Below are 14030 nucleotides of genomic sequence, written 5' to 3'. Positions count from 1 at the left end.
AGAGTATCCATGTCCTACCGCCGCCGACAGATGCTGCCGCTGGCCGGCTCCGCCATCCTGGCCGCCCCCGCGATCGCGCAATCCGCCTGGCCCTCGCGGCCGATCCGCATGGTCATCCCCTATCCGCCGGGGGGCGCGAGCGACATCATCGCGCGGATGCTCGCGCCGCATATGAGCGAGCTGCTGGGCCAGACCCTCGTCGTCGAGAACCGTCCCGGCGCCAATGGCTTCATCGCCGGCGAGCACGTCGCCCGTAGCGCGCCCGATGGCTACACGCTGCTGATGGGCAATGCCGGGCCGAACGGCACGGGCCCGGCGCTCTATGGCAGCCGCACGCCCTATGACCCGATCCGCGATTTCTCGCCGGTGATGGCGGTGTCCGTCGTGCCGCTCGTCATGGGGATGAACGCCGCCGTCCCCGTGCGGACCTTCCCGGAATTCCTGGCCTATGCGCGCGAGCAGGGCGGGCGTCTGAGCTATGGCACGGCGGGCGTGGGCTCGGCCGGGCATATGGGCATGGAGCTGCTGAAGTCGCTCACCGGGATCGAGATGCAGCACATCCCCTATCGCGGCAGCGCCCCGCTGACCTCCGACCTCATCGCCGGCGTCGTGCCGCTGAGCTGCGACACCGCGCCCGTGCTGCTGCCGCATGCGGCGGCGGGGCGGGTGAGGGCGGTGGCCGTGACCTCCGCCCGGCGCGTCGCCGAGGCGCCGGACCTCGCGGCCGTGGCCGAGACGGTGCCGGGCTTCGAGGCCGTCAGCTGGGGCGGGGTGATGGGGCCGGCGAACCTGCCGCCGGCCATCGTCGAGCGGCTGAACGCGGCGCTGCGGACCTCGATGGACCGCATCGCCCCGCAGCTGCAGAGCCAGGGCATCCAGCCGCAGCGCGGCTCGCCCGCGGAATTCGGCGCCTATGTCGCCGGCGAGGTCCGCAAATGGGCCGAGGTCGTGCAGAAGATGGGGCTGCGGCCGGAGTGACGCGGCCTATGATCGGTCCATGACCTATGGATCGAGCCCCGCAATCCGCATTCTTGGCTATCGTTCCGATTGGCCGGCGCAGTTCCGCCGGTTGGCGCGAGGCATCTGGCAGGCTGCGCCGGCCGCCTCGATCATTCACCACATCGGCTCGACGGCCGTGCCCGGGCTGGCGGCAAAGGATGTGATCGACATCCAGCTGACGGTCGGGTCTCTCGCCGAGGTCGATTCCTCGGCGCTGCGGGCGGCCGGTTTCGAGCCGGTGCACGGGCTGGCCGACCATGCCCCGCCGGGTGCGCGGCTCGATGCAGCCGATCTGGCGAAGTTGTTCTTCCGGTCCACGACGAGGCCGGCCAATCTTCACGTCCGGGAACACGGCCGTTTCAATCAGCGTTATGCGCTGCTGTGCCGCGACTTCCTGGTATCGCACCCGGATGCCGCCAAGGCCTACGAGACGATCAAGAGGCGGCTCGCGGCGCGCTTTCCGAACGATGTCGACGCCTATTACGACATCAAGGATCCCGTGTTCGACCTCATCATGGCGGGTGCCGAGGAGTGGGCCGCGCGAACGGCATGGCGAGAGCCCAAACCCGATTTTTCCGGGGCCGATTTTTCCGGGGAATGACCGACGGGCCGCGCTCCCATGAGGGAGGCGATGCCGACCCGCGGCGCCGCCGTTCCCCAGGGAGCGACGGCACCGTTACACCTTCACCGCGGCGGGCTGTGCTCGTCGCGCATGTGGCCGTGCTTCTGCATGTCCGGCATGAAGCACACGGAGATCAGCGCCACCACCATCAGCGCGATCACGTACCAGGCGAAGCCGCCCTCCATGCCCGCGGCCTTGAAGCGCAGCGCGACATATTCCGCCGAGCCACCGAACAGCGCATTGGCGATAGCATAGGAGAAGCCGACGCCCAGCGCGCGGATCTCGGCGGGGAAGAGCTCCGCCTTCAGCACGCCGCTGATCGCGGTGTAGCAGCTCACGATCGCCAGGGCGCCGAGTAGCAGTGCGCCGGCCACCACGGGCGAGGAGGCGCTGCCCAGCGCGGCCAGCAGCGGCACCGTCGTCAGGATGCCGCCGATGCAGAAGACGAAGAGCAGGTTGCGCCGCCCGAAGCGGTCGGAGATGGCGCCGAAGATCGGCTGCATGGCCATGTAGCAAAGCAGCACCACGGCCATGAGGATGCTGACCGTCTTCACCGGGAAGCCGGCCGTATTGACCAGGAACTTCTGCATGTAGGTGGTGAAGGTATAGAAGGCGAGCGAGCCGCCCGCCGTCAGCCCCATTACGGTCAGCATCGCGCGTGGGTGCTTCAGCAGGGCGCGCAGCGAGCCGGCGTCCTTGTTGGCGCGGCTTTCCGCCGTGGTGGTCTCGTGGAGCGAACGCCGCAGATAGAGCGCGATGACGGCCGCCGCCGCGCCGATCAGGAAGGGAATGCGCCAGCCCCAGGCGCGCATCTCTTCCGTCGTCAGCGTGAATTCCAGCACGACGATCACCAGCACGGCGAGCAGCTGGCCGCCGATCAGCGTCACATACTGGAAGGAGGCGTAGAAGCCGCGGTTCTTCGAGGTCGCGACCTCGCTCATATAGGTGGCCGAGGTGCCGTATTCGCCGCCGACCGACAGGCCCTGGGCCATGCGCGCCACCAGCAGCACGATGGGTGCGGCGATGCCGATGGTCTCATAGGTCGGGATCACGGCGATGAGCAGCGAGCCGCCGCACATCAGCAGCACGGAGGTCAGCATCGAGAACTTGCGTCCCTTGCGGTCGCCGAGGCGGCCGAAGAGCCAGCCGCCGATCGGGCGCATCAGGAAGCCGATGGCGAAGACGGCCGCGGTGTTCAGAAGCTGGATGGTCGGGTCGCCGGCCGGGAAGAAGGCATGGGCGAAGTACAGCGCGGTGAAGGCATAGGCGTAGAAGTCGTACCACTCGACGAGATTGCCGGATGCCGCGCCGACGATGGCGCGGATGCGCTGGCGCATCTCATGGGGGCTGCCGGCGACGATGCCGCTGGAACTCATGGGGATTCCTCCGTGTGTGCCGGACCATTCCCTCAAGTCATTACGATGCGTGTAGGTTGTCGAACCTGGACTGTCACGCTGCGACGCAGCATGGATTCTGCGCGGTCCTGGACGGGGATTTGCGGATTTTCGCCTTGGGGCAGGGCCCGTTTGGCGAATTTTTATCGCGTACTTGCAATGGCTTGCCGTTCGCCTATTGGAAGCCGGCGGCGGGAGCCCCTGAACGGCGTTGCCTTGCCCCTCGCGCCAAGCAGGGCTCCTATGTCGCCTTGATGACAGGGCCGCCGAGCCCGGCCTGGGAGATTGCTGCCGATGCCCGATGCCCTTGAGACCGCCGGCCTGACGACGGCGCCGCCGCCCCCCGTCGCGGCGCTCGATGCGGAGGGTCTGCGTCTGCGCCGCCTCTTCCCGCACTACGACGCAATGCAGGCCCAGGCCCGCCGCCGCGCCCCGCGCTTCGCCTATGATTATGCCGCCAACGGCGTGGGCGCGGGCTCGCCCAACGTCGCGCACAACCGCGCCGCCATGGACGCCGTTCGCATCGTGCCGCGCTACGGCCTCGACGTCTCCGAAATCGACACGCGCGTCTCGCTCTTCGGGCAGGACTACGCCATGCCCCTCGGCGTCTCGCCCATGGGCAATCCGGGCATCGTCTGGCCGGGCACGGGCGCGATCCTTGCCCGCGCGGCGCAGAAGGCGCGCATCCCCTATATCGGCTCGACCGTCGCCAATGAGAGCATCGAGACGCTCGCGAGGCTCGCGCCCGACGTCTATTGGTTCCAGCTCTACGCCCTGCCGGCGCAGCAGCACCGTCTCTCGCTCGACCTCGTGCGCCGTGCCGAGGTGGCGGGGGCGCAGGTGCTGGTCGTGACGATGGACGTGCCCTGCCGGCCCAAGCGCGTGGGCGACGTGGCCAATGGCCTGGAGGTGCCCTTCCGCTGGCGGGCGCGCACGCTGCGCGACATCGCGCTCTCGCCGGCCTGGGCGCTGGAGACGCTGCGCCGGGGCCGCCCCGGCTTCGAATCCCTGCGCGCCTATCTGCCCGAGGGCGCGGGCATCTTCGACATCGCGGCCTTCGCCCAGCGCGAGATGGGCCAGGCCATCACCTGGGACGCCGTGGCGCGGCTGCGCGATGCCTGGCCGCGCGCGATGGTGGTGAAGGGCATCCTGCACCCCGACGATGCCCAGCGCGCGGTGGAGATCGGCTGCGACGGCATCCTCGTCTCCAACCATGGCGGCCGGCAGTCCGACGCGGCGCCGGCGGGTATCGAGATGCTGCCGGCGATCCGCGAGCGCGTGGCGGGACGCGCCAGGATCCTGCTGGACGGTTCGGTGCGCTCGGGGCTCGACATGCTGCGCGGCCTGGCGATGGGCGCGGAATTCACCTTCGCGGCGCGGGCCTTCCTGTGGTCCGTCGTGGCGATCGGGGAGGCGGGGGGCGACCATGCCGCGAACTCCTTCCTCGAGGAGTTGCGCAGCAATATGGGCCAGGTGGGCGTGACGACGATCGAAGAGGCGCGGGCCCTGCTGGGCTAGAGCATCACCCGATCAGACGGAATCGTCTGGTCGGGTAAAGATGCTCGAAAAAACAAAGAGCTAGAGACTTCGAAGTGAGCCCTTGCGAACGAAGAAGGCTCTAGCCGCACCAGCCTCCGCGCGGTCCGCGCCCGTAATAGGGACGGGCATGGCCTTCGCGGATCAGGACCTGCGCCAGGTCGCGCCTGCGATTGTCGCGAACGATGGCCAGGGTGCGGCGATAGCGGTCGCGGCCGTGGCGCTCCAGCACGATTCCGTTCGCCGTGAGCCGCTCCAGCCGCGCCTTGGCGGCGCGCGCGGCGCGGATCTCGCGAGGGCATTCGCCGCACATCTCGGGTGCGTCCAGGCCGAGCATGCGGATCCGCTCGTCACCGCAGCGGATCGTGTCGCCGTCGGTCACGCGGCAGCGGGACTGAGACTGAGACTGAGATTGGGCATGGGCGGGAGCGAGGGAAAGGAGAAGGGCGAAGGCGGCAAGGGCAAGTCTGTGCATTCGCCCGCATGTGCCGTCACGGCCCTCGCGCCGCCAGGGGGGCTAACCCGGGTTTCGCAGGTTCTCGCGCAGGGTCCTGCCGGCATATTCCCTGCGGAACAGCCCGCGCCGCTGCAGTTCCGGCACGACCATCCGTCCGAACTCCTCGAAGGTCGCGGGGAAGACGGTCGGCGGCAGGATGAAGCCGTCGCAGGCGCCGGAGGTGAACCAGTCCTCCATCAGATCGGCGATCATCTTCGGCGTGCCCGCCACCAGCGCGCGGGGCCGGCGCACGGCTTCGGCGAAGGTGATGCCCTTGTCCTTGGCCACCTGCATCATGCGGTCGCGATGGCCGGCGACGCCCTGGTTGCTGCCCGGCTTGTCGAGCGCGTCGGGGTTTTCGATCTTCGAGAGGTCGGCGACGACGGACCAGGAGCTGGAGGCGATCACCAGTTCCGGATCCACCAGCGATTCGAGATAGGCGGCCTTCTCCCTTGCGATCGATTCCGTCTCGCCCACCACCACGGTCATCGACGGCAGGACCTTGCATTCGGCGGGATCGCGGCCGATCGCCGCCATCCGCGCGTGGATATCGGTGCGGAAGGCCAGCGCGTCGGCCTTGGTCGCAGGCGTGGCGAAGAGCATCTCGCCCCATCGCGCCGCGAATTCGCGGCCGCGCGGCGAGGAGCCCGCCTGCATGATCGCTGGGCGCACCTGCGGGCTACGCGGGATGGAGAGCGGCCCGCGCACGCTGACGTACTTCCCCTTGTAATGCGCGTAGCGGACCTTCGCGGGATCGGCGAAGACGCCGCCGGCCTTGTCCAGCACCAGCGCATCCTCGTCCCAGCCGTTCCATAGCGCGTCGCAGGCCTCCATGACCTCGTCGGCCATGTCGTAGCGCTGGTCCTTGGGCGGCAGGCCGTCATGGCCGCAGTTCTGCGCCTCGAAATCGCGCGCTGTGGTGACGACGTTCCAGGCCGCGCGGCCCTTGCTCAGCAGGTCGAGCGTGCCGAGGTAGCGCGCGATCATATAGGCCGGCATGAAGCTGGTGGAGAGCGTGGCGCCGAGGCCGAGATGCTTCGTCACCCGCGCCATCAGCGGCAGCAGCGCCATCGGATCCATCAGCGAAAGCTGCCCGCCGCGGCCGAGATAGTCGTCGTAACTGTCCTTATACAGATCGGGGATGCCGAGGCCGTCGGCGAAGAAGCAGGCGTCGAAGCGCGCGGCCTCCATGGTTCGGGCGAGGCTTTCCCAGCGCTCGCCCTCGAAGAGGTCGTCCAGCGTGGCGGCGGGATGGCGCCAGGTGCTGGGATAGGAGGCCGAGGGGCCGGCCTTGAGATAGGCGACGAGGTGCATCTTCGAGGACATGCCGGCAATCCTAGGCCCGGGAGAGCATCCGTCTATGCCCGCCATCGCCAGCGCCGATTGGTGATCCGGCGCGCGGGTGCCATCCTCGCGCCGCAGCGGGATTCAGACATGCATCGAGCCATCGCCCTCACCGGTTTCGTTCTTTGCGGTGCCGTGTCGCCGGCGCTCGCCCAGGAGGCGAGCTATTGCGGCGGCGCGATCGTGGCGGAGCGCTTCATCACCAGCGTCGTGCCCGGCCCCGGCGGGCGGGCGAGCTATTCCGTCCTGTTGCGCAACACGCAGTCGCAGCCCCGGAATTTCCAGATGGTCGTGACTGGCAGCTTCCTCGGCCGCCCTCCGGCGGCGACGCAGACGCTGCGCGCGAATGCGGCCATGACCCTGGCGCTGGGCTATTCGCCGAACCTGCCCGGCGTCGCGCCGCTGCGGGGCGACCAGCTCGCCCAGGTCACGCGGGTCGCCTGCCTTTGAGGTTTCTGCCGGCGTGGGGAATCGCCCTGGTGCTGGCCACCCCTGCCGCGGCACAGGAGCCCGCAGCCGCCTATTGCGACGAAACCCTGCTGGTCGAGCGCTTCGAGACGCATGTGGACCCGCCACCCCGCGGCATCGTCACCTATTCGGCGGTGCTGCGGAACGCGCTCGACGTGGAGCGGAGCTTCGTGCTGGTCGTGACGGCGACGCTTTTCCAGCGCCCCACGGCGGCGCCGCGCAGCATCCCCGCCAGCGGCCGCCTGACGGTTCCGCTTGGCTACCAGGCCTGGCAGCCGGGGGTGGCAGCCCTGCGCGGTGACCGGCTGGCGCAGGTGACGCGTATTTCCTGCCTGCCCGGCTGAGCGCCTGGCCCGGTTGGCCTGCGGCTGTTCGAATGGCATGGTCCGCGGCCTGATGGAAACACCGCCGATGCTTCGCCATGCCTTGCTGTCCGGACTGATCCTTGCCGGCTCCGCCGCCCTGCTGCCGGCGCGGGCGCAGATGGCGACCTATTGCTCAGGTGCCATCCAGGCCCTGCGCTTCGACACGCAGCTGGAGCCCGGAGCGGGGGGGCGCGCGACCTATTCCGTTCTGCTGCGCAATTCGAGCGCGCAGGCCCGCAACTTCCAGCTGGTGGTGACCGCGCCGTTCCTCGGCCGCGCGGCGAGCGCGCCGCGCGCCATCGCGCCGGGGGCCACGGCCCATATCGCGCTCGGCTATCAGCTGAACCAGCCGGGCCGGCCCCCACTGCGCGCCAATGAGCTCGCCGAGGTCGTGCGCGTCACCTGCCAATAACGGGGGCCAATAGCGGGGCCGCCGGCTTGCTGGCCCGCGTTCCTTATGCAAGGGGTGCGAGGTCCAGCCGCACGGCGATGCCCTCCAGATCGGGGCTCACCGCGGGGTAGCGCTGCATCACCAGCGGGTCGTGCCCGGGAATGATATGCGCGGGCGAGCTCGCCGCCGCGCGCAGGCGATCGAAACCGTCCAGCATCTCGCCGACATGGAAGGCCGTGGTATAGGGCCGCCCGCTTTCCAGGTTCTCGTAGAAATGCGTGACGTCGGAGGCGAGCACGACGCTGCCCCGCGCCGTCGCCACGGAGACGAATTGCAGCCCCGCCGAATGCCCGCCGGTCGGGTGCAGGCGGATGCCTGGCCAGGGTTCCACCACGCCCTCGTGGAAGAGCACGCGCTCGGCATAGTTCATGCGGATGATGCCGGTGACATCCTCCACCTCGAAGGAATGGCGCAGCTGCTTGTGCCGCATGAAGTGGCCGCAAGCGTAGTGCAGCTCGGCCTCGCGCAGGTGGAAATTCGCCTGGGGGAAGCGGTCGAAATTGCCGACATGGTCGTAATGCAGATGCGTCAGCACGACGTCCGTCACGGCGGCCGCATCGATGCCCAGCAGCGCCAGGCTCTCGACCGGGCAGCGCAGATGCTCGCGGCCGCGCTTGCGAGCGACCGCGGCCGTGAAGCCCGTGTCGACGACGATCACGCGCGCGCCGTCGCGGATCGCCCAGACGAAATAATCCATCGGCATCGGCCCGTCATGCGGGTCGCCGCCGATGAAGTGCTGGTGGCGGCGCGCGTCGCGCCGGGCATAGCGCAGGGCGTAGATCTCATGGGTCATTGCTGGAGCCTGGATCTGGGATGGCGGCGCGCCTGCTCACGCCCCGCGCTTCTCGAGGACCTCGGTCAGCACCCGCGCGGCCGTCATCGAGGCGGGCCAGCCCGCATAGAAGGCCAGATGCGTGATGAGCCCCGCGAGCTCCTCCTGCGTCACGCCGTTGTCCAGCGCGCGGCCGATATGGGTGTTGAGCTGCTCGGGCCGATAGCTCGCGACCAGCGCTGCGACGGTCACCAGGCTGCGATCGCGCTTGGACAGGTCCTCGCGTTCCCACACCTCGCCATAGACGACGCGCTCGGTGAATTCGACGAGGGCGGGAACGGTCTTGCGGACGAGGTCGCGCTGGGCGGATTGCGGGATCGGCTTCTTCATTGGGTCGTACCTCCGGTTGGAGGAAAGCCTATGGCCGAGCGTCAGAAGGCAGCAAGCATCGTCGGTCTGCCCCGCAAATTTATTGCGGCCGCGGGGCCGGCGTGGTGGAGTTTTACTCAACGAGCCGGCCTGGACCGGCCCGACATACGGGGAAGGGATGCACCATGCGGGCAAGGCTTTGGCTCGGCTGTCTTCTGGCCTTCTGCGCCACCGACGCGATGGCGCAGGACTATCCGGCGCGAACCATCACCATGATCGTGCCTTCCGCGCCGGGCGGCACGCTCGATGCCCTGGGCCGGCTGATGGCCCAGGCGATGAGCCCGGATCTCGGCCGCGGCGTGGTGATCGAGAACGTCACCGGCGCGGGCAGCCTGGTCGGCATGCAGCGGATCGTCCGCTCCGACCCCGAGGGCTATGTCATCGGCTTCGGCAATGTCGGCTCGATGGCCGCCAATGTCGCCACCACGCGCGACCTCGGCTTCGATCCTCGAACGGATCTGACGCCGATCAGCATCGTCGCCAATGTGCCGATGGTGCTCGCGGCGAGCTCACGCTCGGGCGTGCGCGAGCTCGCCACGCTGATCTCGCGGATCCGCGAGCGCGGGGAGGGCGTCACCTTCGGCACGCCCGGCGCGGGTACGACGGGCCATCTCGCCCCGGCCTATCTCTTCACCCTCATCGGCTCCAAGGCGCTGCTGGTGCCCTATCGCGGCGCCGGGCCGGCGATGAGCGACCTCGCGGCCGGCACGGTCGATGCGATGATCGACCAGTCGGTGGCGCTGATTCCCGCGCATCAGGGCCGTACGGCGGTGGCGCTCGCCATCACCGGCCCCGTCCGCGCCGCGCAGATGCCCGACGTGCCGACCTTCGCGGAGGCGGGGCTTCCGGGCTTCGACATGGTGATCTGGAACGCGATCGCGGGACCGAGGGGAATGCCGCCCGCGGTGCAGCAGCGCCTGGTGCGGGCGATCGAGGCGGCGCTGGCCAGCCCGGCCGTGATCGCCCGCTTCGCCGATCTCGCCTCCACCATGCCCCCGCCCGAGCAGCGCGGGCCCGAGGCCATGCGCCGGCGCATCGCGGCCGATGTGGAGAGCTGGACGCAGGTGGTCCGCAGCTCGGGAATGGCGCTCCAATAGGCCTTGGTCAGTCCGCCTGCATGCCCGTGCGCTGGATGACCGGCGCCCAGCGGGCGGTGTCCGCGCGCATCTTGGCGGCCAGGGCCTCGGGGCTGCCCTCCACGGCCTCGATGCCCAGAGCGGTCAGGCGCTCGCGCACCTCGGCCAGCTGCAGCACCTGGACCACCGCCTGGTTGATGCGCGTCACGAGCGCGGGATCCGTGCCCTTCGGCGCCACGATCCCGTGCCAGCCCGCCACGTCCACTCCGGAGAGCCCGGCCTCGATCAGCGTCGGCACCTCGGGCAAGGCGGCGGTGCGCGTGCCGGTCAGACAGCGAGGCCGCGCAGCCGGCCGGACTGCACATGCTGCGTCACCGCGCCGATGTTGATCATCACGCCCTGGAGCGAGCCGCCCAGCAGGTCGTTCACGGCCAGCGAACCGCCGCGATAGGGCACATGGGTCCAGCGCGTCTCGGTGGCCTGCTGGATCAGCTCGGCGAGCAGGTGCGAGAGGCTGCCATTGCCCGGCGTGCCGACCGCGGCGGGAGCGGTGCGGCTGCGGGTGACGAAGTCCTCGAAGGAATTGGCGGGGAAATCGGCGCGCACCACCAGGATCTGCGGCACCGAGGTCGCCTGGGCGATGGGCGCGAAATCGTCGATGGGGTCGAAGGACAGCCGGCGGAAGAGCGACTTGTTGATGGACAGGCTGTCCGATCCGGCCAGCAGCGTCAGCCCGTCCGGACGCGCGCGCGCGACGAGCTCATAGCCGATATTGCTGCCGGCGCCGGGATGGTTCTCCACGACGATCTGGGCACCCAGGGCCGTGCCCAGATGGCGGGCGATGAGCCGGCCCACGATGTCCTGGCTGCCGCCGGGCGCGACGGGCACCACGAGGCGGATGGAACGATCGGACTGCGCCAAGGCAGGGGTGGCCAGAGCGAGGGCGGGAAGAGTGAGGAATTGACGGCGGATCACAGTGGTATTCTCCAGGGCGCGATGTTCAGGGATTTTCGGTTCTTCCGGAGGAACATCGCGCCGGGCCGGCCACATTAATTACGATCATGTAGTGTGGTATGGAGATTATATGATCTAACGTCAACGTGGATTTATCGGCCGCCTCCTGCGGTTTTCTGCATCCGCCCCCTGCGCTTCACGCATTGCTCGGGTCCATCTTCTTGTTTCACGTCGTCGTGTTGCTGATATCCTGAGCCTTATGAACGCATTGCACAGCTCCCCCGCCCGAGGCCTGCTCGGCGCCATCGGCAACACGCCGCTCATCCGCCTCGCGCGGGCCAGCGAGGCCACGGGATGCGAGATCCTGGGCAAGGCCGAATTCATGAATCCGGGCGGCTCCGTGAAGGACCGCGCCGGTCTCGCGATCATCGAGGGCGCCATCGCCAAGGGGCAACTCAAGCCGGGCGGCGTCATCGTCGAGGGCACGGCGGGCAATACCGGCATCGGCCTCACGCTGGTGGGCAACGCGCTGGGCTATCGCAGCGTCATCGTGATGCCGGAGACGCAGAGCCAGGAGAAGATCGACTTTCTCCGCATGATCGGCGCCGACCTGCGGCTGATCCCTGCCAAGCCCTATGCCGATCCGGGCAATTACGTGCATGTCTCGCGCCGCCTCGCCGAGGAGCTGAACGCGGCCCATCCCGGCAGCGCCGTCTGGGCGAACCAGTTCGACAATCTCGACAACCGCGAGGGCCATCGCCGGACCACGGGGGCCGAAATCCTGCGCCAGGCCGGCGGGCGCGTGGACGCCTTCACCTGCGCCTGCGGAACGGGCGGCACCCTGGCCGGCATCGCCTTCGCTCTGAAGGAAGCGGACCCCTCGACCCGTATCGTGCTGGCCGATCCGATGGGTTCGGCACTCTATTCCTGGAAGAAGACGGGCACCCCCGTGATGAGCGAGGGCGGCTCGATCACCGAGGGCATCGGCCAGTCGCGTGTGCCGGAAAACCTCGACGGCGCGCCGATCGACGATGCCCTGCAGGTCACCGATGCCGAGGCGCTGGAGCAGATCTTCGACCTCACGCTGAACGAGGGCCTCTGCGTCGGCGGCAGCGCGGGCATCAACGTCGCGGCGGCGGTGAAGCTGGCGCGCGAGATGGGGCCGGGCCACCGCATCGTCACGATCCTGTGCGACGGCGGCGCGCGCTACCAGTCCAAGCTGTTCAACCCGGCGTTCCTCCGCGGCAAGGGCCTGCCGGTGCCGAGCTGGTTGCCATGACCCTGGAGATCATCGAGCTCGGGCGCTCCATCCGGGCGCGCGACCCGGCGCGCCCTTCCTGGCCGGAGGTCGTCTTCTCCTATCCCGGCCTGCATGCGGTGCTGTGGCATCGCGCGGCGCATGCGCTGTGGCGCTGGGGGCTGCGCGGCTGGGGGCGGTTCTTCTCGCATCTGGGGCGCATGCTCACGGGGATCGAGATCCATCCCGGCGCGCGCATCGGGCGGCGGCTCTTCATCGACCACGGAATGGGCGTGGTGATCGGCGAGACGGCGACCATCGGCGACGACGTCACCATCTATCACGGGGTGACGCTGGGCGGGCTGTCGCTCAAGCCCGGCAAGCGCCATCCGGACGTGCTGGACGGCGCGATCCTGGGCGCGGGCGCGCAGGTGCTGGGGCCGATCATCGTCGGGCGCGGCGCGCGGGTCGGGGCGAACGCGGTCGCGGTGACCGATGTCGCCGACGGCACGACGGTGGTGGGCATCCCAGCGCGCTGCTCGGGGCCGGATTGTCCTGCCGGGACAGTGACGGTCGGCTATGGGCTTCCCGCGACGGAGATCGACCCGGTCGGCGAGCGGTTGGCCGCGCTGGAGGATGAGGTGCGCGCGCTGCGCGTCGCGCTGGAAGCGCGCGAGGAATCCGCGCTGGAAGCGCGCGGAGAGGCCGCGCTGGAAGCCCAAGGGGGGTCTTCGCCGGCAGCGTGGCGGGTGGGCTAGCCGCGAAGCAGCCGGCACAGCCGCGACAACAGTCCGGGCCGCGCCGGCACCGGGTCCCAGTCGCTATACCCCCGCAGCGTCTCCGGCAGCGTGGCGATGAGCTCGGCCGGGCCCTCGATATCCCAGATCACCACGCAACAGCCGCAACCCAACTGGTCCGATACATGGGTGAGGCGGTCGCGCGCATCCTCCAGCCAGGCTTCGGCGGCCTCAGCCTCGCCGGGATCGTCCACCGAGGCGATGATCGTGGCTCTCTTCAGCATCACAGGTGACGACACGGGCGCGCGCCCGGCAGGGCGACGGAAACGGCGGACGGCCCGCAAAGGGTGGGCATCCGCGTCAGCTTGATGCTGTTGCCGGATTGCGGGAAATCATCGAGGCGGTATCGGGTCATGGGCGCAGGTTAGGCCGCGCGGGGCTGACAGGGGAGCGGATATGGCGGGACACATCGGGATCGTAGGTTGTTCGGCCGAGGGCGCGGCGCTCTGTTACCGCACGATCTGCGTGGAGGGAGCGGAATTCTTCGGCCCGCACGGGCATCCGGAAGTCTCGTTGCACACGCATTCGCTGGCCGATTACGTGGCGGCGCTCGATGCCGGCGATATCGAGGCTGTGGGCCGGCTGATGCTGTCCTCGGCGGAGAAGCTGGCCAAGGCCGGGGCGGATTTCCTCATCTGCCCGGACAACACCATCCATCAGGCGATGAGCCACGTGCTGCCGCGCTCGCCGCTGCCCTGGCTGCATATCGCGGAAGTGGTGGCCGAAGAGGCCGTGCGGCGCGGATTTTCCCGGATCGGCCTCACGGGCACGACCTGGCTGGTGGAGAGCGAGGTCTATCCGGAGAAGCTTTCCGCGCGCGGGCTGGATTACCTGCGGCCGAGCGCGGAAGAGCGCGGCGAGATCGGCCGGATCATCATGGAAGAACTCGTGCGCTCCCGCTTCACGCCGGAAGCGGTGGTGTATTTACAGCGCGTGATGGCCCGCATGGGACGGGCGGGCTGCGACGCGGTGGTGCTGGGCTGCACCGAGATCCCGCTGATCATGAACGACGGGAACTCGCCGCTGCCGACGCTCGATTCCACGCGCCTGCTGGCACGGGCCGCGCTGCGCCGGGCCGCAGCGTAAGTCC

General features: G+C 69.2%; 19 protein-coding genes. 10 read left to right on the top strand and 9 right to left on the bottom strand.

The annotated features are described in order from the left end of the window. Positions 1-9 precede the first annotated feature (9 nt). The gene (locus tag ACO057_RS08330) at positions 10-978 is read left to right on the top strand and encodes a Bug family tripartite tricarboxylate transporter substrate binding protein (RefSeq protein WP_421990506.1); all 969 of its coding nucleotides are present in this window, start codon (positions 10-12) and stop codon (positions 976-978) included. Between the two features lie 19 nt (positions 979-997). Beyond that, the gene (locus ACO057_RS08325) at positions 998-1600 is read left to right on the top strand and encodes a GrpB family protein (protein WP_421990504.1); all 603 of its coding nucleotides are present in this window, start codon (positions 998-1000) and stop codon (positions 1598-1600) included. An 83-nt stretch (positions 1601-1683) separates the two neighbouring features. Here ACO057_RS08325 and ACO057_RS08320 read toward each other — a convergent pair whose 3' ends face one another. Continuing rightward, positions 1684-2997, bottom strand: coding sequence for an MFS family transporter (locus ACO057_RS08320; protein ID WP_421990502.1), 1314 nt, complete (start codon positions 2995-2997; stop codon positions 1684-1686). Between the two features lie 312 nt (positions 2998-3309). Here ACO057_RS08320 and ACO057_RS08315 point away from each other — a divergent pair, with 312 nt between their 5' ends. Next, the gene (locus ACO057_RS08315) at positions 3310-4533 is read left to right on the top strand and encodes an alpha-hydroxy acid oxidase (RefSeq protein ID WP_421990500.1); all 1224 of its coding nucleotides are present in this window, start codon (positions 3310-3312) and stop codon (positions 4531-4533) included. Positions 4534-4633: 100 nt separating this feature from the next. On the opposite strand, the gene ACO057_RS08310 is transcribed toward ACO057_RS08315, so the two are convergent. Further along, entirely contained in the window at positions 4634-4933 is a 300-nt protein-coding gene (locus ACO057_RS08310; RefSeq protein WP_421990498.1) for a thermonuclease family protein, read from the bottom strand. A gap of 135 nt (positions 4934-5068) precedes the next feature. Next, a complete protein-coding gene (locus ACO057_RS08305; protein WP_421990496.1) occupies positions 5069-6373 on the bottom strand; it encodes an NtaA/DmoA family FMN-dependent monooxygenase in 1305 nt (434 codons plus the stop codon). A gap of 108 nt (positions 6374-6481) precedes the next feature. On the opposite strand from ACO057_RS08305, the gene ACO057_RS08300 reads away from it, so the two are divergent. Genes ACO057_RS08300 through ACO057_RS08290 form a run of 3 tightly spaced genes read left to right on the top strand, consistent with a single transcriptional unit; the run spans position 6482 to position 7636 of the window. Beyond that, entirely contained in the window at positions 6482-6841 is a 360-nt protein-coding gene (locus ACO057_RS08300) for a hypothetical protein (RefSeq protein ID WP_421990494.1), read from the top strand. 29 nt (positions 6842-6870) lie between these two features. Beyond that, entirely contained in the window at positions 6871-7203 is a 333-nt protein-coding gene (locus ACO057_RS08295; protein ID WP_421990492.1) for a hypothetical protein, read from the top strand. Between the two features lie 52 nt (positions 7204-7255). Further along, positions 7256-7636, top strand: a complete 381-nt coding sequence (locus tag ACO057_RS08290) for a hypothetical protein (RefSeq protein ID WP_421990490.1) — start codon at positions 7256-7258, stop codon at positions 7634-7636. A 43-nt stretch (positions 7637-7679) separates the two neighbouring features. Here the strand turns inward: ACO057_RS08290 and ACO057_RS08285 are convergent, their stop codons facing one another. Continuing rightward, on the bottom strand, positions 7680-8468 hold the full coding sequence (locus ACO057_RS08285) for an N-acyl homoserine lactonase family protein (RefSeq protein ID WP_421990488.1): 789 nt from the start codon (positions 8466-8468) through the stop codon (positions 7680-7682). A gap of 36 nt (positions 8469-8504) precedes the next feature. Continuing rightward, positions 8505-8837 carry a carboxymuconolactone decarboxylase family protein gene (locus tag ACO057_RS08280; RefSeq protein WP_421990486.1) on the bottom strand — a complete coding sequence of 111 codons (333 nt, stop codon included), beginning with the start codon at positions 8835-8837 and terminating at the stop codon, positions 8505-8507. Positions 8838-9001: 164 nt separating this feature from the next. On the opposite strand from ACO057_RS08280, the gene ACO057_RS08275 reads away from it, so the two are divergent. Then, positions 9002-9973 (top strand): Bug family tripartite tricarboxylate transporter substrate binding protein, encoded by a 972-nt coding sequence (locus ACO057_RS08275; RefSeq protein ID WP_421990484.1) that lies wholly within the window; start codon positions 9002-9004, stop codon positions 9971-9973. Between the two features lie 7 nt (positions 9974-9980). On the opposite strand, the gene ACO057_RS08270 is transcribed toward ACO057_RS08275, so the two are convergent. Together ACO057_RS08270 and ACO057_RS08265 are read right to left on the bottom strand one after the other, a co-directional pair. Beyond that, entirely contained in the window at positions 9981-10283 is a 303-nt protein-coding gene (locus tag ACO057_RS08270) for a Bug family tripartite tricarboxylate transporter substrate binding protein (protein WP_421990628.1), read from the bottom strand. Further along, entirely contained in the window at positions 10280-10927 is a 648-nt protein-coding gene (locus ACO057_RS08265) for a Bug family tripartite tricarboxylate transporter substrate binding protein (RefSeq protein WP_421990482.1), read from the bottom strand. Before ACO057_RS08265 ends, ACO057_RS08270 begins: the two co-directional genes overlap by 4 nt. A gap of 238 nt (positions 10928-11165) precedes the next feature. Between ACO057_RS08265 and ACO057_RS08260 the strand changes: the two genes are divergently transcribed. Both ACO057_RS08260 and cysE read left to right on the top strand, forming a co-directional pair. Further along, positions 11166-12185, top strand: a complete 1020-nt coding sequence (locus tag ACO057_RS08260) for a cysteine synthase A (RefSeq protein WP_421990480.1) — start codon at positions 11166-11168, stop codon at positions 12183-12185. After that, positions 12182-12901 (top strand): serine O-acetyltransferase, encoded by a 720-nt coding sequence (gene cysE / locus ACO057_RS08255; protein WP_421990478.1) that lies wholly within the window; start codon positions 12182-12184, stop codon positions 12899-12901. The genes ACO057_RS08260 and cysE overlap by 4 nt, the downstream gene beginning before the upstream one ends. Here cysE and ACO057_RS08250 read toward each other — a convergent pair. Together ACO057_RS08250 and ACO057_RS08245 are read right to left on the bottom strand one after the other, a co-directional pair. Continuing rightward, positions 12898-13164, bottom strand: a complete 267-nt coding sequence (locus ACO057_RS08250) for a hypothetical protein (protein WP_421990476.1) — start codon at positions 13162-13164, stop codon at positions 12898-12900. The two genes, cysE and ACO057_RS08250, sit on opposite strands and share 4 nt — an antisense overlap. Continuing rightward, the gene (locus ACO057_RS08245) at positions 13164-13295 is read right to left on the bottom strand and encodes a hypothetical protein (RefSeq protein WP_421990474.1); all 132 of its coding nucleotides are present in this window, start codon (positions 13293-13295) and stop codon (positions 13164-13166) included. Before ACO057_RS08245 ends, ACO057_RS08250 begins: the two co-directional genes overlap by 1 nt. Positions 13296-13336: 41 nt before the next feature. Here ACO057_RS08245 and ACO057_RS08240 point away from each other — a divergent pair, with 41 nt between their 5' ends. Continuing rightward, a complete protein-coding gene (locus ACO057_RS08240) occupies positions 13337-14026 on the top strand; it encodes an aspartate/glutamate racemase family protein (protein WP_421990472.1) in 690 nt (229 codons plus the stop codon). Positions 14027-14030 lie beyond the last annotated feature (4 nt).

The organism is Roseococcus sp., from assembly GCF_965227005.1.
Classification (GTDB): domain Bacteria; phylum Pseudomonadota; class Alphaproteobacteria; order Acetobacterales; family Acetobacteraceae; genus Roseococcus.
Note: the sequence above shows the minus strand (reverse complement) of the source record. Positions and strands in the feature narration are given on the sequence as shown.

Excerpts from the sequence above, each read along its gene's own strand:
- cysE (WP_421990478.1), top strand. The coding sequence starts at position 12,182 with ATGACCCTGGAGATCATCGAGCTCGGGCGCTCCATCCGGGCGCGCGAC.
- ACO057_RS08325 (WP_421990504.1), top strand. The coding sequence starts at position 998 with ATGACCTATGGATCGAGCCCCGCAATCCGCATTCTTGGCTATCGTTCC.
- ACO057_RS08305 (WP_421990496.1), bottom strand. The coding sequence starts at position 6,373 with ATGTCCTCGAAGATGCACCTCGTCGCCTATCTCAAGGCCGGCCCCTCG.
- ACO057_RS08250 (WP_421990476.1), bottom strand. The coding sequence starts at position 13,164 with ATGCTGAAGAGAGCCACGATCATCGCCTCGGTGGACGATCCCGGCGAG.
- ACO057_RS08330 (WP_421990506.1), top strand. The coding sequence starts at position 10 with ATGTCCTACCGCCGCCGACAGATGCTGCCGCTGGCCGGCTCCGCCATC.
- ACO057_RS08260 (WP_421990480.1), top strand. The coding sequence starts at position 11,166 with ATGAACGCATTGCACAGCTCCCCCGCCCGAGGCCTGCTCGGCGCCATC.
- ACO057_RS08280 (WP_421990486.1), bottom strand. The coding sequence starts at position 8,837 with ATGAAGAAGCCGATCCCGCAATCCGCCCAGCGCGACCTCGTCCGCAAG.
- ACO057_RS08315 (WP_421990500.1), top strand. The coding sequence starts at position 3,310 with ATGCCCGATGCCCTTGAGACCGCCGGCCTGACGACGGCGCCGCCGCCC.
- ACO057_RS08285 (WP_421990488.1), bottom strand. The coding sequence starts at position 8,468 with ATGACCCATGAGATCTACGCCCTGCGCTATGCCCGGCGCGACGCGCGC.
- ACO057_RS08320 (WP_421990502.1), bottom strand. The coding sequence starts at position 2,997 with ATGAGTTCCAGCGGCATCGTCGCCGGCAGCCCCCATGAGATGCGCCAG.
- ACO057_RS08275 (WP_421990484.1), top strand. The coding sequence starts at position 9,002 with ATGCGGGCAAGGCTTTGGCTCGGCTGTCTTCTGGCCTTCTGCGCCACC.
- ACO057_RS08290 (WP_421990490.1), top strand. The coding sequence starts at position 7,256 with ATGGAAACACCGCCGATGCTTCGCCATGCCTTGCTGTCCGGACTGATC.
- ACO057_RS08240 (WP_421990472.1), top strand. The coding sequence starts at position 13,337 with ATGGCGGGACACATCGGGATCGTAGGTTGTTCGGCCGAGGGCGCGGCG.
- ACO057_RS08300 (WP_421990494.1), top strand. The coding sequence starts at position 6,482 with ATGCATCGAGCCATCGCCCTCACCGGTTTCGTTCTTTGCGGTGCCGTG.
- ACO057_RS08245 (WP_421990474.1), bottom strand. The coding sequence starts at position 13,295 with ATGACCCGATACCGCCTCGATGATTTCCCGCAATCCGGCAACAGCATC.